Source organism: Clostridium hydrogenum, from assembly GCF_021432385.1.
GTDB lineage: Bacteria > Bacillota > Clostridia > Clostridiales > Clostridiaceae > Clostridium_S > Clostridium_S hydrogenum.
In genome coordinates this window covers 444,493-468,650 of sequence record NZ_JAEACT010000003.1, presented here as the reverse complement: position 1 = coordinate 468,650, position 24,158 = coordinate 444,493, and the positions used below count along the sequence as shown (strand labels likewise).

General features: G+C 30.2%; 21 protein-coding genes and 1 other RNA gene. All 22 read left to right on the top strand.

What is annotated here, in order from left to right; all coding sequences use genetic code 11:
• The first annotated feature begins 32 nt into the window (after positions 1 to 32).
• The 22 genes from smpB to CUEA01_RS15270 all read left to right on the top strand — a co-directional run bounded on the left by smpB (position 33) and on the right by CUEA01_RS15270 (position 24,154).
• Entirely contained in the window at positions 33 to 500 is a 468-nt protein-coding gene (gene smpB / locus CUEA01_RS15370) for an SsrA-binding protein SmpB (protein ID WP_234122564.1), read from the top strand.
• A 350-nt stretch (positions 501 to 850) separates the two neighbouring features.
• Positions 851 to 1,204, top strand: a transfer-messenger RNA (tmRNA) gene (gene ssrA / locus CUEA01_RS15365).
• Positions 1,205 to 1,676: 472 nt separating this feature from the next.
• Complete coding sequence (locus CUEA01_RS15360) at positions 1,677 to 2,837, top strand: toll/interleukin-1 receptor domain-containing protein (protein ID WP_234122563.1); 1,161 nt, start codon at positions 1,677 to 1,679, stop codon at positions 2,835 to 2,837.
• Between the two features lie 29 nt (positions 2,838 to 2,866).
• Complete coding sequence (locus CUEA01_RS15355; RefSeq protein ID WP_234122562.1) at positions 2,867 to 3,703, top strand: macro domain-containing protein; 837 nt, start codon at positions 2,867 to 2,869, stop codon at positions 3,701 to 3,703.
• A 9-nt stretch (positions 3,704 to 3,712) separates the two neighbouring features.
• Positions 3,713 to 4,546: a macro domain-containing protein gene (locus CUEA01_RS15350; RefSeq protein WP_234123366.1), complete on the top strand. Its 834-nt coding sequence runs from the start codon at positions 3,713 to 3,715 to the stop codon at positions 4,544 to 4,546.
• Between the two features lie 106 nt (positions 4,547 to 4,652).
• The gene (locus tag CUEA01_RS15345) at positions 4,653 to 5,165 is read left to right on the top strand and encodes a TIR domain-containing protein (protein WP_234122561.1); all 513 of its coding nucleotides are present in this window, start codon (positions 4,653 to 4,655) and stop codon (positions 5,163 to 5,165) included.
• A 703-nt stretch (positions 5,166 to 5,868) separates the two neighbouring features.
• Positions 5,869 to 6,177: a hypothetical protein gene (locus tag CUEA01_RS15340; protein ID WP_234122560.1), complete on the top strand. Its 309-nt coding sequence runs from the start codon at positions 5,869 to 5,871 to the stop codon at positions 6,175 to 6,177.
• A gap of 117 nt (positions 6,178 to 6,294) precedes the next feature.
• Positions 6,295 to 6,600 (top strand): DUF960 family protein, encoded by a 306-nt coding sequence (locus CUEA01_RS15335; RefSeq protein ID WP_234122559.1) that lies wholly within the window; start codon positions 6,295 to 6,297, stop codon positions 6,598 to 6,600.
• 18 nt (positions 6,601 to 6,618) lie between these two features.
• The gene (locus CUEA01_RS24970; RefSeq protein ID WP_268906189.1) at positions 6,619 to 6,741 is read left to right on the top strand and encodes a hypothetical protein; all 123 of its coding nucleotides are present in this window, start codon (positions 6,619 to 6,621) and stop codon (positions 6,739 to 6,741) included.
• Positions 6,717 to 6,842, top strand: a complete 126-nt coding sequence (locus CUEA01_RS24965) for a hypothetical protein (protein WP_268906188.1) — start codon at positions 6,717 to 6,719, stop codon at positions 6,840 to 6,842. Before CUEA01_RS24970 ends, CUEA01_RS24965 begins: the two co-directional genes overlap by 25 nt.
• 912 nt (positions 6,843 to 7,754) lie before the next feature.
• Positions 7,755 to 8,057 carry a UPF0175 family protein gene (locus CUEA01_RS15325; protein ID WP_234122558.1) on the top strand — a complete coding sequence of 101 codons (303 nt, stop codon included), beginning with the start codon at positions 7,755 to 7,757 and terminating at the stop codon, positions 8,055 to 8,057.
• 631 nt (positions 8,058 to 8,688) lie between these two features.
• Positions 8,689 to 10,137 carry a 6-phospho-beta-glucosidase gene (locus CUEA01_RS15320; protein ID WP_235699926.1) on the top strand — a complete coding sequence of 483 codons (1,449 nt, stop codon included), beginning with the start codon at positions 8,689 to 8,691 and terminating at the stop codon, positions 10,135 to 10,137.
• Between the two features lie 448 nt (positions 10,138 to 10,585).
• Complete coding sequence (locus tag CUEA01_RS15315; protein WP_234122556.1) at positions 10,586 to 11,623, top strand: PocR ligand-binding domain-containing protein; 1,038 nt, start codon at positions 10,586 to 10,588, stop codon at positions 11,621 to 11,623.
• Positions 11,624 to 11,838: 215 nt separating this feature from the next.
• Positions 11,839 to 12,996, top strand: coding sequence for a glycerol dehydrogenase (locus CUEA01_RS15310; protein ID WP_234122555.1), 1,158 nt, complete (start codon positions 11,839 to 11,841; stop codon positions 12,994 to 12,996).
• A complete protein-coding gene (gene dhaK, locus CUEA01_RS15305; protein WP_234122554.1) occupies positions 12,977 to 14,737 on the top strand; it encodes a dihydroxyacetone kinase subunit DhaK in 1,761 nt (586 codons plus the stop codon). Before CUEA01_RS15310 ends, dhaK begins: the two co-directional genes overlap by 20 nt.
• A 140-nt stretch (positions 14,738 to 14,877) precedes the next feature.
• Positions 14,878 to 15,333: a hypothetical protein gene (locus CUEA01_RS15300; protein ID WP_234122553.1), complete on the top strand. Its 456-nt coding sequence runs from the start codon at positions 14,878 to 14,880 to the stop codon at positions 15,331 to 15,333.
• Positions 15,334 to 15,372: 39 nt separating this feature from the next.
• Positions 15,373 to 16,125, top strand: coding sequence for an alpha/beta hydrolase family protein (locus tag CUEA01_RS15295; protein ID WP_234122552.1), 753 nt, complete (start codon positions 15,373 to 15,375; stop codon positions 16,123 to 16,125).
• A gap of 183 nt (positions 16,126 to 16,308) precedes the next feature.
• The gene (gene pepF / locus CUEA01_RS15290; protein ID WP_234122551.1) at positions 16,309 to 18,120 is read left to right on the top strand and encodes an oligoendopeptidase F; all 1,812 of its coding nucleotides are present in this window, start codon (positions 16,309 to 16,311) and stop codon (positions 18,118 to 18,120) included.
• A gap of 225 nt (positions 18,121 to 18,345) precedes the next feature.
• On the top strand, positions 18,346 to 20,166 hold the full coding sequence (locus CUEA01_RS15285; protein ID WP_234122550.1) for a sensor histidine kinase: 1,821 nt from the start codon (positions 18,346 to 18,348) through the stop codon (positions 20,164 to 20,166).
• Positions 20,156 to 21,763: a response regulator gene (locus CUEA01_RS15280; protein WP_234122549.1), complete on the top strand. Its 1,608-nt coding sequence runs from the start codon at positions 20,156 to 20,158 to the stop codon at positions 21,761 to 21,763. The genes CUEA01_RS15285 and CUEA01_RS15280 overlap by 11 nt, the downstream gene beginning before the upstream one ends.
• A gap of 190 nt (positions 21,764 to 21,953) precedes the next feature.
• Positions 21,954 to 23,249, top strand: a complete 1,296-nt coding sequence (locus tag CUEA01_RS15275) for an extracellular solute-binding protein (RefSeq protein ID WP_234122548.1) — start codon at positions 21,954 to 21,956, stop codon at positions 23,247 to 23,249.
• Positions 23,250 to 23,269: 20 nt separating this feature from the next.
• Positions 23,270 to 24,154, top strand: coding sequence for a carbohydrate ABC transporter permease (locus CUEA01_RS15270; protein WP_234122547.1), 885 nt, complete (start codon positions 23,270 to 23,272; stop codon positions 24,152 to 24,154).
• Positions 24,155 to 24,158 lie beyond the last annotated feature (4 nt).

Sequence of the window (24,158 nt, the reverse complement as noted above, 5' to 3'; positions counted from 1 at the left end):
TTTAAATTTTTTTACAAGAGTGGTGATATTTTATGCCTAAAAAGAATACTGAAAATAATACTTTGGCTGATAATAGAAAAGCATGGCATGATTATTTTATAGAGGAAACTTACGAGTGTGGAATAGAGCTTGTAGGTACAGAAGTAAAGTCTATAAGGAATGGAAGAGCAAATCTTAAGGACAGCTATGCTGAAATAAGAAATGGCGAGGTTTTTGCTTGCAACATGCATGTAAGTCCATACACAGAGGGCAATATATTTAACGTTGATCCTTTAAGAAAAAGAAAACTTCTTCTTCATAAGACAGAAATAAATAAGTTATTGGGCTACACTACGCAAAAGGGGTACACCCTAGTTCCAGTAGCTATGTATTTAAAAAATAGAAGAGTAAAAGTTAAGCTTGCAGTTGCTGTAGGTAAGAAAAACTACGACAAAAGAGATGCAATGAAGGAAAAGGACGCAAAACGTGAAATAGACAGATCAATGAAAAATGTTAGATAATACATTTTAAAGAAATGTATATAAACTTAAGAGCATTTCATACTATATTGAATTCTGTTTCAATATATAGTAAAAAATAATAGTTGAAATAACTCTTAAGTTAGAGTAATATATTAATCGTTGCAGGTGATTAAATTATGAAATTAAGATTTACTTGCAAATATAAAAAAATGTGTTATAATTCTATTACTGAGTACAAATAAATAATTTAAAAGTTATTTATATAAAAATTTAATATTGATTTATCATCGTTGTCCACACGAAGCACTGTGTTTATTCACAGGAGTGTGCCATAAAATTTAAAGTTTGTGGATAAATAAATTATTTACCATAAGCTCATAACATAATATGGGGGCGCATTTGGTTTCGACGGGGATATGTTGCATTTAGGAAGCGAGTCGAGGGAGCCTGTGGGCCCGCGTTAAAAAACTACGGGATATAAATTAAAAGACAACGATAATTTAGCTTTAGCTGCCTAGTCAGCTAACGTCAGCCTGAGGATCCTGCTACTCAGAACCTGGCGTCGATAGCAGGGAACCGAGTCTTACAAAGCTTTGAGTAAGAAACGGAATTTATGAAGCTACTGAAGTTAGGAGCCTGTCCGTAGGCGACTAGCGGAGGGAATGTTAAATTGCGGAATGCACTCGGAGATGCCTAGGTGTTGCTGTTTTCGGACAGGGGTTCGATACCCCTCGCCTCCACCATTGAAACCCTCGACAGAAATGTCAAGGGTTTTTCATTATTTAGGAAATTATAATGTAGTCAAATCTGTGTATAACTCTAAAAGTAGTAAAAACACACAGTCTGAGAAGCATATATTTTATAATATAAGTTTAGAATAATTTATAGAAAACTGTATCATAAATAAATTAGATTTATTTATGGCTTTAGGCATTGATAAAACTTGCCTAAGGCTATTTTTTTTATTCTTTCTAGGAATAATAATTGAATACTTTATAGTGATGTTGGTAAGAAAGACAATTTTTATTTGATATAGTTAAATTTATAATGAGAAGTCCTATTAGCTTATATTTTTACAAGCTTTTTAATCTCTAGAAAAAATACATCAAATTGTATCAAAAATAGTAAGGTTTCCCTTTTTGTATTGGAATATGATGTTATTAGTTGTATAATTATGTTAAATGCAAGAGTATAACTTCTGGAGGGAGATTAATTTTGAAGAAAAAAATACTAGAAGAATTAAGTAATTTAATTAATGATGGAATAGTGGTTAAAAGTATCAATTTTAAAACTCCACCACCTGGCATCATAATGCCAGATTATATTGCTGGAGATGAATTTGATATATGGATGAATAAAGTTAAATTATTCGCAAGTAGATATTTAAAAGAATATCCTTTATATAACGAAATTATTGAATGTTATAATACAAGGAATAACCAATGGGGAACTAATGCATATGATTCGATGATGAATTTTATGAGAACTATTTTTAACGATGAAAATTATTGGAAAGAAGAAGAAAAAGTGTTAGATGAAAAAACGAATGCAAAAAGTGAAAAAGTAATATTTATTAGTCATTCTTCACTTGATATTCATTATGTTAAGCCATTTGTGCAGTTGTTAGAGGATATCGGGCTTAGTGGGAAAGGTAAAATATTTTGCAGTTCATTATCTGGTTACTGGATTCCTAAAAATAATAATATTTATGATTACTTAAAAAAATTATTTGATAAAAATTTATATATGATTTTGTTCTTATCTGATAACTATTATGAGAGTCCCGCATGTATGAATGAAATGGGTGCTACTTGGGTAAAAGTAGATAAGCCCACACACATATTAACTCCAGAGTTTAATTTTTCTGAAATAAAAGGTTCTGTCGATACTTCACAAATTATGTTTAAATTGAATAATAGGGAACGTATTAATGAATTAAAGGATGAGTTAATAAATGAATTTGATTTGAATAAATTGGATGAAAATTTTTGGGAAAGAAAGAGAGAAGATTTCTTAAATACTATAGATTCTGTTATTAAATCAAGCAAATATTCCAATAGAAGCCAAAGGATAGATGTGGAAGATATACTTTATTGGGATGAGAATACTATAAGATGTGTATTAAGATTTATTAATAAGGATAAGACTCCTCAAATTTGTAAAAGTCTTAAGATAATGCTTGTTGATTTTTTAGATAAAAAAGTTGAAATAAATATCCCATTTCATATGTTGAGAGAATATAAGATATATGCAAATGAAAACAAGAGGATAACTGTGGAAATAAAGCCATCTACTATTGAAGGATTTGAGAAATTTAATATATCGACATACAAATCTTGGTCTACAGAATCAAGTTGGTCAAGCTGTATTGATTAGTAAAAATATATATTTTGAATGGAGATACTATGTTTAAAGTTAAAAATATAAATTTGTTTTTTAGAAATATTGCAAGTATTTTAGCATGGACATCTACTGTTGGTGGTTTTTATCTTATATTTTATCCACTAAGTTCAGAAATAATTTGGAAAGAGAAAATTGAGATTCTAATCGTTTTTATTTTAGTAAATTCAATTATAGCTTATATTATGTCTTTGCCAAAAAGTAAAGTTACACTTAATTCAAGTAAGAAAGTTAAAACGAATATATTTTTTGGAGACTTATTCCAAGCAAAAACCAACATAGTAATACCAGTAAATGAATATTTTGATACTTTAGTTGATAATAAGATTATAACAGAGTCATCGGTTCATGGGAGTTTTATAAATAGTGTTTTTGGTTCAAATGTAAAAGAACTTAATAATATTATTGAAAAGAAACTTCAAGGAATTCAAGGTGTTGAAAATTCTTCAAGACAAGTAGAGAATAAAATAAAATATCCACTTGGAACAACAATAGTTATAGAATATAATGGAAAAAGATATTTTCTGGTTGTTCTTTCAAAGTTTGATTATTATAACAAAGCATATGTATGTAATAAGGATTATCAAAACGTGGTATATTCTCTTTTACAGGCAATACATAGGTATTCCCAAGGACAACAAGTTAATATACCACTAATAGGTGCTGGACAATCTGGTGTTAAGCTATCAAAACAAGAATTGCTTGAATATCTCGTTTTTTCAATTAAAATGCATGATGATTTGACTGTAAGCGGAGGAATTAATATAATTCTTCATGACTCTTTAAAGGAAGAAATAGATTTAAACAAAATTGAATATTTAAATAAGTTTGGGGGGATTTAGTTGATTAAAGTGAAGTTGTTTGATAGAGCGTTAATAAAGGAATATTTTGCTGTATTATCATTTATTAGCATAATTTTTTCTTTTATTTCAATTTTTATTAATATTCCAGATAATTACAAGTTAGGAACGAGCGTTTGCCTTATTTTGAGTTTTATTATTATTTATATAGTTTTATGGGTAAAAGCAAACTCATTAAATAAAGTAAGATTAAAAATAAACAACTCTGTTGTTAATGTAAAAATTGGTGATATATTTAATGAAAGTGATTTTAAGGTAATAGCATTTAATGAATACTTTGATACTCTAGTTGACAATAAAGTTATATCAGAAAAAACGCTAAACGGCATATATATTAATAAATTAGTAGATAATTTGGAAATGCTAGACAAATCAATAGATATTGATGAACATTGCAATGAGAAGATTGTAGAAATAAATAATAGTCGAAAATCTGGAAAAAAGAAAAAGTACAGGCTTGGAACTATTTTTCAATATAATGACTATTTGTTAACAGCATTTTCTAAATTTGATAAGGATAATAGAGCATATTTATATATGAGCGATTATATAAACTTCCTTATTAATTTCTGGAATGAAGTAGATATAATCTACGCTGGTCGTTCAATCTCAATTCCTCTTTTAGGCTCAGGAATAACAAGATTTAAAGAATATAATATGATTTCAGAGCAAGAACTCTTAGAGTTATTAATTTGGTCTTTTAAAGTAAGTAAAATTAAATTTACATATCCTTCTCAAGTTGTTATTGTAATACATGAATCAATAAAAGATAAGATAAACTTTTTTAAATTGAAGAACATTGATAATGGCTTGTGGAAAGTGTAATTATATTGTTTTGGCTTTAGTAGTGAAAACATTAATTAATAAACAACTATCCTTTTTATAAGGAAGTTATGTAAAATATTTGTTAAGTGAAAGGAGCTATTTAATTATGACTTATAGGACTAAGACTTACATTGCAGGAGATTGGACAGGGGATAAAGATGCAGTTGATAAACTGTATCAGTGGAACGAAAGTAAACATTGGAGTTTATCATTTACTGATGCTCACGAGTTAACACAGGCACGGGATGGTAGTTTAAATTGTAGTATTAAGGCTTCACTAGCAAAAAGATTTGATGTATCTAAGACGTTTGTACTAATTGTTGGAGAAAATACAAATACTGTAAGGAGTGGAGCATGTCAATATTGTAATAGTTATAATAGTTGGAACCAAAGTTGTGCACGTGGTAAATCTGTGGACTATCGTAGCTATATAGAATATGAATGCGAAAAGGCAGTGCGTGACGGATTAAAAATTGTTGTACTTTATAATGCAGCAACAGTTAATAAAACAAAGTGTCCGGAGGTAGTAAAAAACACTGGAACTCATACTGCTATGTGTTACAGAGAAAATGGTCAACTTTATTGGGATTATCCAGCTGTAAAAAATGCAATAGGTTAATTTAATATTGAGCATCCATAAGAAACACGCTTAAAATTATTATGTAGAAATTAAGAGTTAATATACATATTACCTGAACTTCTCATTATCTATATAATAAGAAATTTAATATATGAATTTACCTGTTACGGTAAAGTATAAAGTTATGGTTGAAGAGAATAAAAGGACATTGGATGATGGAAGAGTTAAGATGATAAAATAAAAATACTTTATATATTGACAGCTGCAATAATCAGAAACTTCAAAAATATATTATAGAATTGACTAATATATGTAAAAGGAATATTTAGGGCAACATATAAGGCTTTGAATATTCCTTTTTCTATTTCAAGGAGGTAATAAAGATGATAAAGCTATACAAAAAAAGAACGATTAGAGGAGCTAAAACAAAAATACTCAAATGAAGTATTAAAGGCAGAAGAAATAATAACACTGCTAGACGATAACTATGGTGCTAATAGAGATGTAGAGAAAGACCTAGGGGGATATATAGCACTATTGGAATCACAAAAAGATGTTGCATAAATAAAAGCTAATAGTATAAAAGGACTACTTCCAGAATATACAGATATTATAAAGAGTGATGATGGTATTGATTACTATTCATCACTTTTTCTATTATCCGATGATTATTCCATTGTAGTGTTTTCAACTAAGGAGCTTATAATACCTTGTACACGAGATATCTAAAGGAGTTATAATTATGGCAAAACAAAGTAAAATAATACATGAGACAAGCTACTGTAAAGTTTATGAAAAAGTGAGCATAAAGGACGATGATTACTATAGTTGTATAGAGCGAATTGAAGTTAAGGAGAAGAGACGTGCAGAAATAAGGTTCGCACTATATAAAGATACTGTAAGAGGTGATAATAGGTACATTCCAAGAATTCTAGATGTAACTGAAATGCAGTTGCTAGAGTTAATAAAAAAAGCTATCCAAAGCAAAATATTTTCTGATGAATTCATTAATATGCTAAAAGAAGAATTGAGTAGTAATAAAAAATCCTAATTGCTAAGTTAATAGCGATTAGGATTTTCTTCTATATTAGGGTGAAATCTATAAGAGTATTTTAATATAAAACTAGGATTAGATGTAATAAAAATTTCGAAGATAGGATGATGAAAAATGTTCAATAAAGAAAATAGGTATGTAAGCAGAGTGGCAAATTTAGCAATAGATATTAGACTACAACTTATAATGTGGAATTTAATAGATGAACTAAAGAACAAAGTAAAAGTAGATTACTTGCAAATCTTTAAAATATCAAAAGAGGGTAATAACAAAATAATAATAGAGCATGAACAGGAAGTATCTAAATATAAAGAAAAGTATTCTATAGAACTTTCAGATATTGAAATTACTGATGTTATAAAGGTATATGTTATTGACAGTATAAATTACGTTACAATGATTTTGCAAGAAGACTATTGATAAGATGGAGGATTAATAATGGATAAAGATTTAGTAAAAGGAATAATATTTGAAATTGATGAGAAAACAAGAGTTGGAACAATGAGAGTAGATTGGAATGGCAGCAATGACAGCATATGCAATCAATGGAATCTGCCATAGAAGTTAGATTATTAACAATAGTTGAAGCTTTTCTAGGACTGTTAATAATGGGATTGTTCCTTGCAAAGGCATTTGAGGGTATTAAGGTAGTTAAATTGTAGTAAATAAAGTTGGTGTGTTCAGGGTGGATTTCGCCCACCGCTTCGCCTCCACCATTAAAACCCACGACAGTTTTGTCGTGGGTTTCGCCTATATATGAATAGTTTTTATAATTTTATTTTATCATCATAAACTCATCATAAAACTCATTTTTTAATTTCAACATTTCACTTGAATATCTGCCATTTCTAGGCGTTACGTTTTTATATTTTTTCAAGATTAATTTAGCTCTTTGCTTTTTACAAGAAATTATTAGATAATCAGATATTTGTTCCAACAAATTAATAGCATCATTGTAGGAGGATGTGAAAAAAGGTATTCTATAGGTTTTACTATACCGCGCATAAAGTCTTATGAGTGGCTCATAAAAAAGAATACCTATATTTTTCGCATGCTCCTATATTTTAAACAATAAGTATAAGAATCCTTATGTTTTGATTTATTATAATTTTTCTTTTTGTTAGGCTATGTTTTAAATAAGTGTTGATTTTCACACTTATTTAAAACATAGATTCATTTAGTACGCTTAGCTATTTTTAGAAGAATGTTGATGTGATGTGTTGGCTTTTATGGACTCTTAGGATTGTTCGTTTATAATTTGCGTAATTTTGACTAGGACGGTCAAAGCCATTTAGGCATCAGGATGATGTATCTAAATGGGTAGCAAATTGTAAACGAGCAATTCTTAGAGTCCATTAATGCCATAAGCTCATATCAACATTCTTTTAAAAATAGCCTTAGTCATAATAATCACCTTTTACATAAATAATGTTTATTATTTGCATATGTCAGTAAAAATATAAGTGCTGTAAAGAAGTATACTAGAAATAATTAAGTATGAATATAAAATAATAGATAATAAGATATAATTAGAATATAATAAACCTATAAACAATTAAATGGAGGGGTTAAGCATGGTTTTAAAAGAATCTAGTATAGATGTTCAAATATCTTCTGACCTGCTGCCACTTCTCGATGATCTGGCACACGGAAATAGTTTATCCCATAATGTGAAAATATCAATAGCTATTAGTTTATTTGTAGCAAAAACAGTTTCCATTGCTAGAGCAGCAGAAATTGCAGAGCTATCACTAAATGATTTCATATATATATTGAAGGTAAATAAAATTCCTTGGGGTGAATACTTTGATGAAGATGTAATACAAGATAATATTGCAATAAAGGATTTACTTAAAGAATTGGAGAGAAAGGAATAGTTAGAGCAGTTTACAATGTGAGTTCTTCGAAATTCACATTTTTTTATGTATAAAAGTTATGAGAGCAGCGAATCCTTTTGAGTTCACTTTGTTTATATATATAATGTTTTTCCTTTGAATACAAAAAAAGATGCTATTTAAATGTGTAGGAATTTTATGTATTATATATATAGGAGCATGTGAAAAATATAGGTATTCTTTTTTATTAGCAGCTCTATAGGCTTTATGTGCGGTATAAGGGTAAACCACCTTGAAACTTAAAATTTATTTGTATCAAAATGCCGGCTTTTGGGCATTATGATGCACATGGATTTTAATAGTTGAAATGGTTTATCTATAGTAAAACCTATAGAATACCTTTTTTCACATCCTCCTATAAGAGGTGTTAGTTATATTTTGAAAACGTATAACTAATATTTATAGAATAAGTATAGTGAAACCATTATGAAACTTAAACTAGTTATGTTCCAAAATACCAATATTCAAGGAATTATGGTGCATATATAAAGATAAACCACCTTGAAACTTAAAATTTATTTGTACAAAAATGCCATATTCTGGGCATTATGGTGCACATGAATTTTAATAGTTGAAATGGCTTATCTGTAGTTGAATTGATTTCACTGTATAAATGGAGGGGATTAAAGTGACAAAGTTACCAAATAATTTTCTTTGGGGAGGAGCAGTAGCTGCTCATCAACTTGAAGGCGCCTATAGAGAGGGTGGCAAAGGAATCAGTGTAGCCGATGTAATGACAGCAGGAGCAAATGGAGTGAATCGTAAGATTACAGAAGGAATTTTAGAAGGAGAATATTATCCTAATCATGAAGCTATTGATTTCTATCATCATTATAAAGAAGATATTGCTCTTTTTGCAGAAATGGGATTTAAATGTTTCAGAACATCCATAGCGTGGACAAGAATTTTTCCACAGGGTGATGAATTAGAGCCAAATGAGGAAGGATTAAAATTTTATGATGATTTATTTGATGAATGTCTAAAGTATGGTATAGAACCAGTTATTACTTTATCGCATTTTGAACTACCATATCATCTTGTCACAGAATACGGAGGTTTCCGTAATAGAAAACTAATTGGATTCTTTGAAAGATTCGCTAGGGTATGCTTCGAGCGTTACAAGAATAAAGTGAAATATTGGATGACTTTTAATGAAATAAATAACCAGGCAAATTATAAGAGAGATTTTGCACCATTTACAAATTCAGGTGTTTTGTATAAAGCTGGTGAAGATCGTGAAGCAATAATGTATCAAGCCGCTCACTATGAACTTGTAGCAAGTGCACGTGCAGTAAAAATTGGACATGAAATAAATCCAGATTTAAAAATTGGATGTATGATTGCAATGTGTCCTATTTATCCGGCAACATGTGCGCCAAAAGACATATTGATGGCTCAAAAAGCAATGCAGAAGAGATACTATTTTACAGATGTACATGTACATGGTGAATATCCAGAGCACATTAATAAATATCTTAAACACAAGGGCATAAATTTAGATTTTACTGAGCAAGATGCAAAAGATCTTAAAGAAGGATGCGTTGATTATATAGGCTTTAGTTATTACATGTCATTTGCAGCTAAGTACCATGAAGGAAACGAATCATTTGAATATGATGAAACAAGAGACTTAGTAAGAAATGAATATGTAAGGGCATCTGAATGGGGATGGCAGATTGATCCAGAAGGACTTAGATATGCATTAAATTGGTTTACTGATATGTATCATCTTCCATTATTCATAGTAGAAAATGGATTTGGAGCTATAGACGAAATTGGAGAAGATGGGATGGTACATGATACTTACCGTATTGAATACCTAAAGGCTCATATAAAAGAAATGATAAAGGCAGTAGATGAAGATGGTGTTGATTTAATGGGATATACTCCATGGGGATGTATAGATTTAGTATCAGCAGGAACTGGTGAAATGAAAAAGCGTTATGGATTTATCTATGTTGATAAAGACAATGAAGGAAATGGAACATTAAAAAGATCAAAGAAAGAGTCCTTTAATTGGTATAAAGAAGTAATTGCATCAAATGGTGAAAAATTAGATTAAAGGAATGATGAGTAGTAAGAAGAGAAGATAAATGCAACTATCAAGCTAAAATGTAAGAATATCAATAGCTATTGACTTAATTTGTAGCAAAAACAGTTTTCAAACATATAAAGAAACTATAACTACAATATGAATACAAAATGTTAAGTGCAATTAGAAATAATAGAACTATAAATAATTAAATGGTGGATTATGTATCTGCCAGAGAAACCCACGACAATACATAATTTTGTTGGTGGGTTTTTTCCTTAGGAATGAAAAGTATTTTGTGGATAAGTATATTAAGTGAACTCTTGATTATGGAAAATTAAAAATATATAATTTCTTATATATCGATATCAAAAACTATAATATAAGGCGTTTGTAATGAATTTTACAGAATTACAATGCTTTTAAACTTATTGAAATTAATGACTTGGGATAACAAGAAGAGAGGAGGAGCAGAGAATTGATGAAAAATAATTTTGATCTAAATAAGCTCATAAATTTAGAAAAATGGAATGATTTACAGGAGTCTGTTGCAGCGGTTACAAGGATGGCAATAATAATTGTAGATTATAAGGGGAATCCAGTCACTAAGCATAGTGGTTGTCATAGATTTTGTAAGGAAGTAAGAGATAATACAAAGCTTAGGGAAAACTGCCAAAAGTGTGATTCTAGAGGAGGTCTTGAGGCAGTTCGTTTAAATGAACCATATATATATTTATGCCATTATAATATAATAGATATAGCTATTCCAATAATGATAGGAGATAAGTATATTGGAGCAGTTATGGCGGGGCAAGTAAAATTATCAGATGCTAAGGATATAGATGTATTAGAACAAATTGTAGTTACATCTAAAGACTCAATGGCCAAAAAGGCGCTAGATGATTTTAAGGAGTATTATGATGAATTGCCTGTTTTATCTTATGATGAAGTGAAAAGAAATGCAGATATGCTATTTGTTTTATGTAACTATTTAGTAGAAGAAGCACTGGAAAAAAACTTGCTGTCAGAGATGTACAAAAAGATCATAAAAAGTCAAGCGGAAACAGATTTAGATACGCTAACAGATTATACAATAAAAAATATTGAAAATGTAAAAAAGGAAATGTCCAATGCTATAATAAATAATTATATTCATGAAGATCCTCTAAGTAATGAGAGAAAGTTTTCAGTAAATAATATTTTAAAACCAGCAATAGACTATATTTATGAGAATAAAAGTGAAAATGTTAAATTAGATAGTATGGCTAAGCTCTGTCATATTAGCCCAAGTTATTTTAGTAGGGTATTTACAAAAGAAACTGGAGAAAATTTTTCAACCTATGTATCTAAATTGAAGATTGAATGGGCAAAGAGTTTTTTAGAAGAGACAGATATGCATATTAATGAAATTAGTGATGAACTTGGATTTACTGAGACCGGGTATTTTATAAAAACGTTTAAAAAGTATGAGGGTGTAACACCATTTGTTTATAGAAAGTATTGTAAGAAAAAATAGATTAAAATTTTGCTTTATTAACGCATATAAGTTTTCAACTAAGTATGTAGAATTTTATAAGGTTTAAAAATACAATAAATTAGTTTTATGACAAAAAAATACGATGTAAAATCGTATTTTTTTGTCATTATAGTTCAATGCATTTTTATGTAAACGATATTATAATTTAATTAAATTAAACACATAAAAAGTTTGAATTTGGAGGGAAAATTATTATGAGAAAAGCATTTATTTGTCCAACGAAATATGTACAAGGTGAAGATGAATTGTTAAATTTAGGTTATTTTGTCAAAACTTTTGGAAAATCAGCTTTACTAATAGCTCATAAGGATGATTTTGAACGTGTAAAAGATAAATTAGATAAAACTTGTGAGAAATTTGGAATTACTTTTGTAGAAAGTGGATTTAACGGAGAATGTTCTAGGCAAGAAGTATCAAGATTACAAAAAAAGGCTAAGGAAAAAGGATGTTCTTGCACAATTGGACTTGGTGGTGGTAAGGCAATTGATACTGCTAAATGTGTTGCAGAAGGAGAAGCATTAATAGTAGTCCCAACTATAGCTGCTACAGATGCACCAACAAGTCATTCAGCTGTACTTTACACACAAGAAGGAGCATTTGATGATTATGCTTACTTTAAACAAAGCCCAAGTGTAGTTTTGATAGATACAACAGTAATTGCAAATGCTCCAACTCGTTTTTTAGTCTCAGGAATGGGAGATGCATTATCAACTTATTTTGAAGCAAGAGCAACTTCAAACTCATATTCTAACGTAAATGCAGGCTTACCATGTGGATATAGAGAAGGAATATGCGGAGAAGCAAAGGGAACTAACACAGCATTAGCACTTGCAAAGTTATGTTTTGAAGCTCTTATTAAAGATGGAGCAAAGGCAAAAATATCTTGTGATTGCAATTTAGTTACACAGTCATTAGAAAATATTATAGAAGCCAATATTCTTTTATCAGGACTTGGTTTTGAAAGTGGTGGATTAGCTGCAGCTCATGCAATTCAGGATGGCTTAACTATACTAGAGGGTACGCATAAATATTTTCATGGTGAGAAAGTTGCATTTGGTACAATCGCACAATTAATATTAGAAAATGCAGCTACAGAAGAACTAAACCAAGTATTAGATTTTTGTTTAGAAATTGGACTACCAGTTTGTTTATCAGATATTGGAGTAGACAGCATTACAGAAGATGAAATTATGGAGGTTGCTAAAAAGGCATGTATTAAGGAAGAATCAATTCATTCTATGCCATTTCCAATAACGGTTGAAGCTGTAGCAGCGGCAATTATTGCAGCAGATAGGATAGGCAAGAATTACAAGGAAAAGAGGTGTATAAATAGTGAAAAAGATAATAAATAGCCCGGAAACTGTAGTGATGGAAATGTGTAATGGTATGGCTATGGCACATCCGGAATTAGAATTTATAAAAAAATTTAAGATATTAAAGAAAAAAAATATAAACCAAAACAAAGTTACTTTAATAAGTGGTGGTGGAAGTGGACATGAACCAACTCACGCAGGCTTTATAGGAAAAGGAATGTTAGATGCAGCAGTTTGTGGAGATGTATTTGCTTCACCATCTCAAATTCAAGTTTATGAAGCAATAAAAGCTACTGCTAGTGAAAATGGTACTTTATTAATTATCAAGAATTATAGTGGAGATGTAATGAATTTTAAAAATGCAGCTTATCTAGCAAGTGAAGATGGAATTAAAGTTGATTATGTTAAAGTAGATGATGATATTGCAGTTGAAGATAGTTTATATACTGTAGGACGTCGTGGAGTTGCTGGAACAGTTTTAGTGCACAAGGTTACAGGCGCAGCAGCGGAATTAGGGTTATCATTAGCAGAAGTTAAGGGGATTGCGGAAAAGGCTGTTTCAAATGTTAGAAGTTTAGGATTCGCATTTTCATCTTGTACCGTACCAGCCAAAGGAACACCAACTTTTGAATTGGCAGAAGATGAAATGGAATTTGGAGTCGGAATTCATGGAGAACCTGGGATTAAGAGGGAAAAGGTGACCACAGCTGATGAATTAGCAGAAAGAATAGTAGAATCTATTTTAAATGATATGAAAATTACTAAAAAAGATAATGTTGAAGTAGCTTTGCTAATAAATGGATTTGGTGGAACTCCATTGCAAGAATTATACTTATTTAATAATTCTGTTACTGGAGAATTGGCAAAGAGAAATATTAAAATAAGTAGAACCTTTGTAGGTAATTTTATGACAAGTATAGATATGCAGGGTGCTTCTGTATCAATAATGAAGTTAGATGAGCAACTTAAAAAGTTATTATCGGAAGAAAGCGATACTCCAGCATTTAAAGTTTCAGGACCAGTAGAAGCTGTTGAATATGTAAGCTTAGAAGCTAATTCTGATATAGAACATGAAGTGTCATTTGATATAGAAACTTGTGATAGTTTTGCATGTATTAATAATGAAAAAGTAACTTTAAATAATATGGTTTACATTATGGATAATATGAGTGAGGTTATTATTAAAAATGAAGTTCCATTCTGTGAGTTAGATTCTTATGCTGGAGATGGGGATTTTGGTATGAGTGTAGCTAAAGGCTTTAAACAGTTAAAGCGGGAGTGGAAAGAAATTCTTTCAGAAGAGCATATGACTATTGGTGAATTTTTAAAAAAGTGTTCATTAGTAATAATGGAAAACTGCGGAGGGGCATCAGGACCAATATGGGGGTCAGCATTTAGAGCAGCAGGAAAGCAAGTTGAGACAAAGAATGAGTTAACAGTTTCAGAATTTGCAGAAATGATGAATGCAGCAGTCGTAGGAATTCAATCTACTGGAGAACGTTCTTTTGGAAGAGGAGCTGTAGTTGGAGATAAAACATTAATAGATGCATTAGTACCATGCGCGGATGCTTGGAAGGAGTGTGCTAAAGCAGACATTAGTTTTAAAGAAGCTTTTGAAAGGGGAGCTAAAGCAGCTGTTGAAGGTGCTAGAAAAACTGAAAAAATTGTAGCACGTATGGGGCGTGCAGGAACAGTTGGAAATAGAAGTTTAGGGTATGCGGATGCAGGAGCATATGGATTAGGAGTGGTTTTTACAGAAATTTCAAAACATATAAAGTAGTAACTAAATTGAAAACTTAATTTTAAGGGATAAGTTGAAGCTTCAAAACTAGAGAAATGTAAACGATTTCTAAACTTGAACTATAGCTAAAATATAGCAGTCAATTCCATGGGGAAAAATATTATTGGGAGGTAAGTTTTATGTTAAGAAAAGAACGTTTTGGGTCAATTATGAATTTTGGTATGAATCTTATAATCGGAATAGTAATGACAACCGTAGCATTAAATTTATTGCATGCAGTTTCATTAATAGCATTTTTTCAAAATGTGATTTTGAGTTTGGGAATTGGATATTTAGTAGGAGATTTATTGCCAGCTGTAGCTTGGGGAGATAAATTAGCCAATGCATTAGGGTGTAAAAATAAATTTCTAAGACATTTAGTATCATCACTAGTTATAGGATTTTGTTTGATTACGGTTATTAGCTTAATATGTCAATTTATAGCATTTGGAACTGGTATGATGCCTATTTGGCTAAAGTGTATACCATACTTTTATGTTTTTGGAACTCTTGCAATTTTAATTGCTATTCCAATAGTTTTAAAAATAGCCATTTTGCTTACTGGCTTTAACCCAGAAAATACTAAAGAATTATAAAATAAAAAATTTGTATAATTAAAAGGGAGTGAATATATTATGGAAATTGTAGAAATTAAAAGAGCAGGCTTGAATTTAGTAGGAACACTTGAAAAACCTGAACTTAGAGAAGGAGAAAAATGTCCTCTTGTTATTATCATGCATGGTTTTACTGGAAATCGAAATGAGCCTATGCATTTAAGTATTGCACAAGAATTACTTAAGAATGGTATCGCATCTGTGAGATTTGACTTTAATGGTCATGGAGAAAGTGATGGTTTGTTTGAGGATATGACTGTTATGAATGAGATAGAGGATGCTAGAGAAATCTTACGTTATGCAAAAAAACTTGATTTTGTTCAAAACATAAGTATACTTGGACATTCCCAGGGAGGAGTTGTTGCAGGCATGATTGCTGGCTTCTATCCATATGAGATTGCATGCCTAGTACAGATGGCACCGGCTGCAACCTTAAAGGATGATGCGATAATTGGTACACTAATGAATGTAAGCTATAATCCTAAGAATATTCCAGAATATGTTGAGTTTTTTGATAAACGTTTAAACAGCTTATACTTCAGCATTGCACAGCATTTGCCAATTTATGAGACTTCAGCTCAGTACAAAGGACCTGTATGCCTTATTCATGGAACAGCTGATGATGTTGTTAACTGTATTGCATCAAAAAGATACAAAGGGGTATATGACAATAGCACATTACATTTGATTGAAGGTCAGGATCATTGGTTTACAGAGAAACTAAAAGATGTAACAGTATTAGCAGTGGACTTTATTTTAGAAAAAATAAAATAAGGCCATGGACAGTTTTAAAATGTACCCTATAGAATCGATATTAAAAAAATCTAAGCTATAGGGTATTTTTGAGTATAATAGATATTAAAAACTTAGAAAATGGCATTTTTTACAATTACCTATAGACGTAACCTCTCAAAAGATATAAAATACAAGTTGTATTAATATAAGGGGGCGTTAAAAATGTCAAAAGTTTTAAAGGAAAGAAAAGATGTAGATGAAGCACTTACTTGGGATTTAAGTGCTATTTATGCTACAAATGAAGAGTTTGAAGCAGCTGTAAAGGAAATGAAAGAACTTGCTTCAAAAATGGAAAAAGCTTATAAAGGCAAATTGAGCACGGCAAGTAAAATTAATGAATGCTTGGATGAGCTAAGAAAATTATATGAAATTATTTATCTTACAGGTTCTTACGTTAATCTTGCAGTTTCAGTAGATTATACAAATAATGAAAATCAAGATAGAGATTCTAAAATAATCAACATAATATCTGATATTGAAAGTAGACTAAGCTTTATAGAAAGTGAAATTATTCAAGCAGATGATGACGTTTTAACAGCTGCAATAAGTGAATCTAAAGAAAATAGTAATTACTTAAAGGATAAAAAAAGAGAAAAGAAGCATGCTCTTCATCCAGAAGTAGAAAGGGTACTAGCGGCATTAAATGCAACTCTTGAGGTACCTTATAAAATTTATGAGCAAGCTAAACTTGCAGATATGAACTTTGAAAATTTTACGGTAGATGGAGAAGAGTATCCACTTGGATATGCTCTTTTTGAAAATGAATATGAATATGAAAATAATACAAAAGTGCGTAGGGCGGCTTTTAAGGCATTTTCAGATAAATTAAAACAATATGAGTATACTACAGCAGCAGCTTACCAAGCACAAGTTCAAAAAGAAAAAACTATTGCAAGCCTAAGAGGATTTGACTCTGTTATAGATAGCTTGTTGTTTCCTCAAAAAATTGACAGGGATTTGTATAACAGACAGATAGATCTTATAACCGAGAAATTAGCACCTCATATGAGAAAATATGCAAAGCTAATCAAGAAAATACACAAGCTTGATGAAATGACTTTTGCAGATTTAAAGCTTGCTGTTGATCCAGAATATGATCCTAATGTAACTATAGAAGAATCTAAAAAATATATTGAAGGTGCTTTAGCTGTATTTGGCGATGATTACTTAGAAATGGTAAAAAAAGCTTACAATGAGAGATGGATTGACTTTGCACAAAATAAGGGAAAGTCAACAGGAGGCTTTTGTGCAAGTCCTTATGGAACTCATTCCTTTATACTATTATCTTGGAGTGAAAAAATGGCAGAAGTATTTACTTTAGCCCATGAACTTGGACATGCAGGTCACTTTAGATTATGTAACAATAGTCAAAATATATTTGATACCAATGTTTCCACATATTTTGTAGAGTCTCCATCTACCATGAATGAACTTATAATGGCAAATTATCTTTTAAAGAATAGCAAAGATAAAAGATTTAGAAGATGGGTTTTAGCTTCAATGATTGGACATACTTATTATCATAATTTTGTTACTCATCTTTTAGAAGCAGCATATCAAAGAGAAGTTTACAAAATAATCGATGAAGGCGGAAGTGTTCAAGCTTCAACACTTAGTAAAATAAAGAAAGAAGTACTTGAAAAGTTCTGGGGAGAAGATGTAAAGATAATTGACGGGGCAGAGTTAACATGGATGAGGCAGCCGCATTATTATATGGGACTATATTCTTATACTTATAGTGCAGGACTTACTATAGCAACGGAAGTTAGTAAAAGAATCTTAAAAGAAGGGCAGCCAGCTATAGATGATTGGAAAGCGGTACTTTCAGCAGGATCAACTAAAACACCAGTAGAACTTGCAAAAATGGCAGGAGTAGATATTACTACAGATAAGCCACTTCTTGACACTATTGAGTATATTGGAAGTATAATTGATGAAATAGTTAGCATTAGTGAGGAAATTGAGGAGGAATAGAAGTAATTTTAAAAAAGTAAGAGGTTATTGCATTAGCATATAGATATACCAGCTCAACTATTAAAATTCATATGTACCATAATGCCCAGAAGACGTCATTTTGGTACATATGAATTTTAAGTTTCACAAGGGTATATCTTAAAAAAAAGTGCTAATGTAATAACCTTATTTTTTTATTTACAAATAATTACATAAGATGTAAAATTTATATATAAAAAGGGCTGGATGAAAGAGAAGATAATAATGATTTATTTAAAAACTATACGTAGGAAATACATGGATTTAAAAATAAGTTATAAAATAGCAATTATATATCTTATGTTAATGATTTTTTCAGTAATTTTAAGTAGTTTTATTTATGAAAAAATATATGATGATATTATATCAAAAAAGGTTAGTGAGCTGTCTGTTCAAACGCTTTATACAATAAAGTCAAATATCAATTCTATGATACAAAATATCAGCAATAATTCAAGAATAATAATATCTAATGGAGATATACAAGCAATATTGAAAAATCCTAATGATGGAAATGATATTAATGTTCAGATTGCTATGAATGGATATATAAGCAGTATTATAGATTCAATGAATAATGTATCTGCAGTTTATATCTATGATAACTTTGGTAATAAATATTACATAGACAAGCAGTCTAGAGCGAATTTTAATGTTGATAAAATTGAGGATGCAAGTTGGTATAAAACCATTATGGATAGAAAAGGTTATTATATATTAAAATTAAATGCTGGAAAAAAAGCAAATTCAAATACTAAGGAAAACTATGTGTCTTTAATTAGAGTAATAAATGATATTGAATCACAAAAACCAATAGGAACGCTTGTTATAAATATAAACGAAAGTTATTTTGTTAATTGTTACAAGGATATTGTAAGTAAAAATGGAACTAATATTTTGCTTATGGATGAAAATAATCAATCAATAGTTAATCCAAAGGACGTATCTGATTTTAATCAAATAAGTGAAGTTGTGGCAAAAAAATTAGTAAAAGCCTGTGGGGAAAAAGATTATAATTCAATAATTGAAAAGGTTAAAGGGCAGGATTATATATTTTCTTTGTTGAAAATTAAAGATTATAATTGGGTTATTGTTAGTAAAATACCTTTTAGTGAACTTTCAAAACAATTAAGTAGAATTTATTTTATAATATTTGCCATTACTATAGTAAACGGAATATTTTTATTTGTTGGAGCAGTTTCAATATCTAGGTTAATTACTAATCCTATAAAAAAGCTTTTAAAATCTATGAAGGGAATAGAAAATGGCGAATTTAGAAGGGTGGATATTGAAGCTGGTAATGATGAAATTGGTAAGCTTAGAGATGGCTATAATATTATGGTTTTTGAAATTGAAAAGCTTATCAATAAAATTATTGAGGAACAGAGGGTAAAGAGAAAGGCAGAATTAAACGTGCTGCAAGCTCAAGTAAAACCTCATTTTTTGTATAATACCTTAGATGCTATGGGCTATCTTGCACTATCAGGAAAGTGTGAGGAAGTATATGAAGCCTTAGAAGCCTTAGGTAGCTACTATAGATCCAGCCTTAGCAAAGGAAGAGAGGTAATTACTATAGGTGAAGAAATTGATATAGTAAAAAATTATTTCTTATTGCAAAAGTTAAGATATGGAGATATTTTTACGGATATATACGATATTGATGAAAGGGTGCTGGAGCTTAAAATATTAAAGCTAGTATTGCAGCCTATTGCAGAAAATGCATTATATCATGGTATAAAGCCAAAAGGAGAGAAGGGAAATATAAAGCTTACAGCCTTGCTAATAGACAGTTTAGTTAAAATATCAATAGAGGACAATGGTGTTGGAATGACAGAGGAAGAACTTGACAAGGTCGTAGGAGATAAAATTGGCAGTAATGATTTGAGTTTTGGTTTAAGAGGAACTATAGAAAGATTAAGAATTTTTTATGGAAGGTCAGAAGTATATGAAATTCAAAGCCGCAAAAGATATGGAACTAAGGTTACTATTACAATTCCTATAAAAGTGAGGGGTAAGGATGGAGAATAGTTTTATAAAAATATTGGTCGTGGATGATGAAGAAAATACGAGAAATTTAATTAAAAAGTGCATTAATTGGGAAGAACTCAGTATGCAAATTGCAGGGGAGGCGTCTAGTGGTCAAGAAGCCTTGGATATGCTTGAAAGTTTTAATTATGATATTATAATTACTGATATACGGATGCAATTTATGGATGGACTAAAATTTAGTAAGAAAGCTACAGAAAAATATCCACACATAAAAATTATTGTTTTAACGGCTTATGAGGAATTTGAATATGCAAAGGAAGGAATAAAAATAGGAATAGATGATTTTTTATTAAAGCCAATAAAAAGATCAGAACTTAGAAAATCCGTTGAAAATATAAAAAATAAGATTGAAAGTGAAAGAATTGATTGGGAAAAATATGCAAAGCTCAAAAAAAGATTAGAAGAAAACTTTCCATATTTGAAGGAAAAATTTTTAAATGATTTGCTTCAAAGGAGTTATACTGCTGGTGATATTATAGATAAACTTTTATATTTTTCAGTGGAGAGCCTTAGTAAGCATAATCAAATTGCATTAATTGGAATTTCGCATATTGATAGTGAGAAGTCTAAAAGTGAAGAAGAGGATGCTCTATTAGATTTTGCTTGTACAGAAATAGTTAAAAAATATTTTCAAGAGTATGAAGATGTATATGTAATTGTTGATAATAGTCGCAATATAGTTATTTTAAACAGTAATCCTAAAATAGATATTATATTTAGCTGTGAGAATATTAAAGATTTGCTGATAAATAGGATTAAATGTTATGTATGTGTTGGTATAGGCAATGCTTATAAAGATTTAAAAAATATAAAAAAATCATATAGAGAAGCTTTAGAGGCATTAAACTATAAAGAGGTTTATGGGAAAAATCAAGTTATTTGTTTTAATGATATGAGCATTGATAATCAAGGTTTAGACATAATGAATGAAAAAAGTATGGAACTTGCCTTTTATATAAAAGCAGGAGTTGATGAAAAAGCTGTAGCGGTAATTGATAAAATATTCAAAGATAGCTATATTGATAAAAATTATAATATTGGACAAGTAAGAGTTGTATCAATTAATATTGTAACTATGGTCTTTAATTCAATAGCTGAACTGGGCTTAAATTATGAGAATATGTTGCAAACAGGGGAGTTTCCATATAATGCTATACTTAAAATTGATACTATTAATGAAATGAGAGAATATCTAATTAGGTTTGTTTTAGCCGCAATTAATTCGATCAAAGGAGCTAGAGCAAAAAAAGTTAATAAGGTTTTTGTTGAAATAGTAGAATATATTCAAAAAAATATTTCTGATTCTGAACTTTCACTTTCAAGTATAGCAAATAAATTTTATTTAAATCCAAGTTATTTATGTAGAGTATTTAAACAAGAAATAGGTCATAGCTTTATAGAGTACCTAACAAAAATTAGAATCGAAAAGGCTATAGAATTATTAAAAAAAACGGATTTAAGGGCATATGAGGTATGTGAAAAAATAGGAGTACATGATCCTAATTATTTTGGGAAGTGCTTTAAAAAATATACAGGAATATCTGTAAGTGATTTTAAAAAAACTCAAATAATTTAAAGGGGCTGTTGCAAAAAAGGCAATGGCCCCTAAATTTTTTATTTCTAAAGTTTGATATAAGCATAAAATGAAAACGATTAATATATGTAAAAATACTACTTATTTAAGTAAATATTTTACGTTCAAACAAGGTTTATAGTGGATTAAAATTAGAGTGTAAAAAAACTATATTAATTTTGGGGTGAGAGGTATGAATCGTATTTTAAAAAAAATTACAACGTTATCTGTAACTTTATTGTTATTAACCAGTATAGCTGGTTGTGGGAGTTCTTCAGGTGATAATGGGGATAAAGCTGGCTCAAAGCAGGTTACATTAAAATTATGGCATATATGGGCTTCCGACAGTGAATCTAACAGAAAACCATTCCTTAAAGTGCTTGATGATTTTCAAAAAGCAAATCCAAATATTAAGTTAGATATTGATGAAACGGAAGCTAAGGCTTATGACACTAAAATTAAGACTGCAGCTGCGGCTAATGAACTTCCAGATGTTTTTTATTCTCAAGCAGGAGGATACTTGAAAAGTTTTGTAGATGCAGGAAAGGTTTTGGATTTGGATGATTATTTAAAGGATGGCACTAAAGAAAAGTTATTGCCAGGAGTATTAACAAACATGACCTTCAATGGAAAAGTATATGGACTGCCTTATACGCAAGCAACTGCTGTGTTTTTTGTAAATAAAGAAATGTTTGATAAAAATGGAATTAAGATTCCTGAAAACTTTAGTGAATTAATAACTGCAGTTAAGGCCTTTAGAGCCAAAGGAATTACGCCTATGACAGTAGGAGCTAAGGATGAATGGCCTACTACACAATATTTTGATATTATGGCTGTTCGTGATGCAGGACCTAAGGCCTGTGAAGAGGCACTTAATAAGAAGGGCAGCTATGTTAATCCTGGTATAATAGATGCCGCTGCAAAATTTCAAGAATTAGTAAAGCTTAAAGCCTTTAATGATGGAGCACTTGGTTTAACAAGAGATGAATCAGAAATGCCTTTTTATGAAGGTAAAATTCCAATGTATGTAAATGGAAGCTGGACTGCTGGTAATATTCAAAAAGAGGATTGCAAGGTCAAAGGTAAGATTCTTGCTTTAAGATTTCCGATTATTGAAGGTGGAAAAGGAGATATAAATGATTTTACAGGTGGGGCAGCAGAAGGTTTTTATGTAAGTTCAAATACAAAGCATAAGGCTGAAGCTGTTAAACTTCTTAAATATATTACTGAAAACCATTCAAGAGAAGCTTATTTGGCAGGTGCTGGTATACCAACTTGGAATGTTAGTGTAGATGAATCTAAAATTGATCCATTAACAAGACAAATAGTTAAAAATCTTAAGCAAGCAAAGACAACTACACTATGGTTTAATACACTATTAGAAAGTAACGATTCTGACACTTATCAAAAGGAATTAACAGAATTATTCTCCTTAAAAGTGACACCAAAAAAATTTGCTGAAGATTTGCAAAAAATGAATTCAAAATAAAAAACTAAAGGAGGCTCATAATGGATAAGGTTCTTTCTGATAAAAAAGCAATAATATTTTTCCTGTTCCCTGCATTGATTTTTTTAATTGTAATTGTATTTTTGCCTATATTCATGTCAGGCTACTATAGCACACTTAATTGGGATGGTTTGAGTAAGAAAACTTTTGTGGGTTTACAGAATTACAAAGACTTATTTACTAATACTTCAGAAGGATTTGTTTTAGCTGTTAAGAATTCCTTATATTTTGTTTTAGCATCAGTATTTATTCAATTACCTATTAGTTTATTTTTAGCACTGGTGCTTGCTAATGGAGTTAAGGGAGAGAAGTTCTTTTTAAATGTTTATTTTATACCTGTAATAATATCCACAGTTGTTATTGGACAACTGTGGATGAAGATTTATCATCCAGATTATGGTTTGCTAAACAGCTTATTAAAAGCAATAGGACTTGGAAGTATGGCAAAAGCGTGGCTAGCGGAACCATCTACAGCACTTGGGGCATCTTTTGTACCTACACTGTGGCAATACGTAGGTTACCATATGCTATTAATGTATGCAGCTATAAAATCTATTCCTAAGGATATATATGAAGCGGCAAGGATAGATGGAGCGTCGGGACCCAAAATGGCTTTTAAAATTACTATACCATTAATAAAACCTATGCTTAAAGTATGTATAATTTTCTCAGTCATAGGTGCCTTAAAGGTTTTTGATCTTGTATATGTATTGACTAATGGTGGACCTAACCATGCTAGTGAAGTGCCAAGTACTTTGCTTGTTAACAATATATTTGTAAGAAGTATGTACGGATATGGAAGTGCTATAGCAATTTTTATAATACTAGAGTGTCTTATATTTACAGGAATCATACAGAAGTTTTTCAGAACTGATGACTTAGAATAAGTAG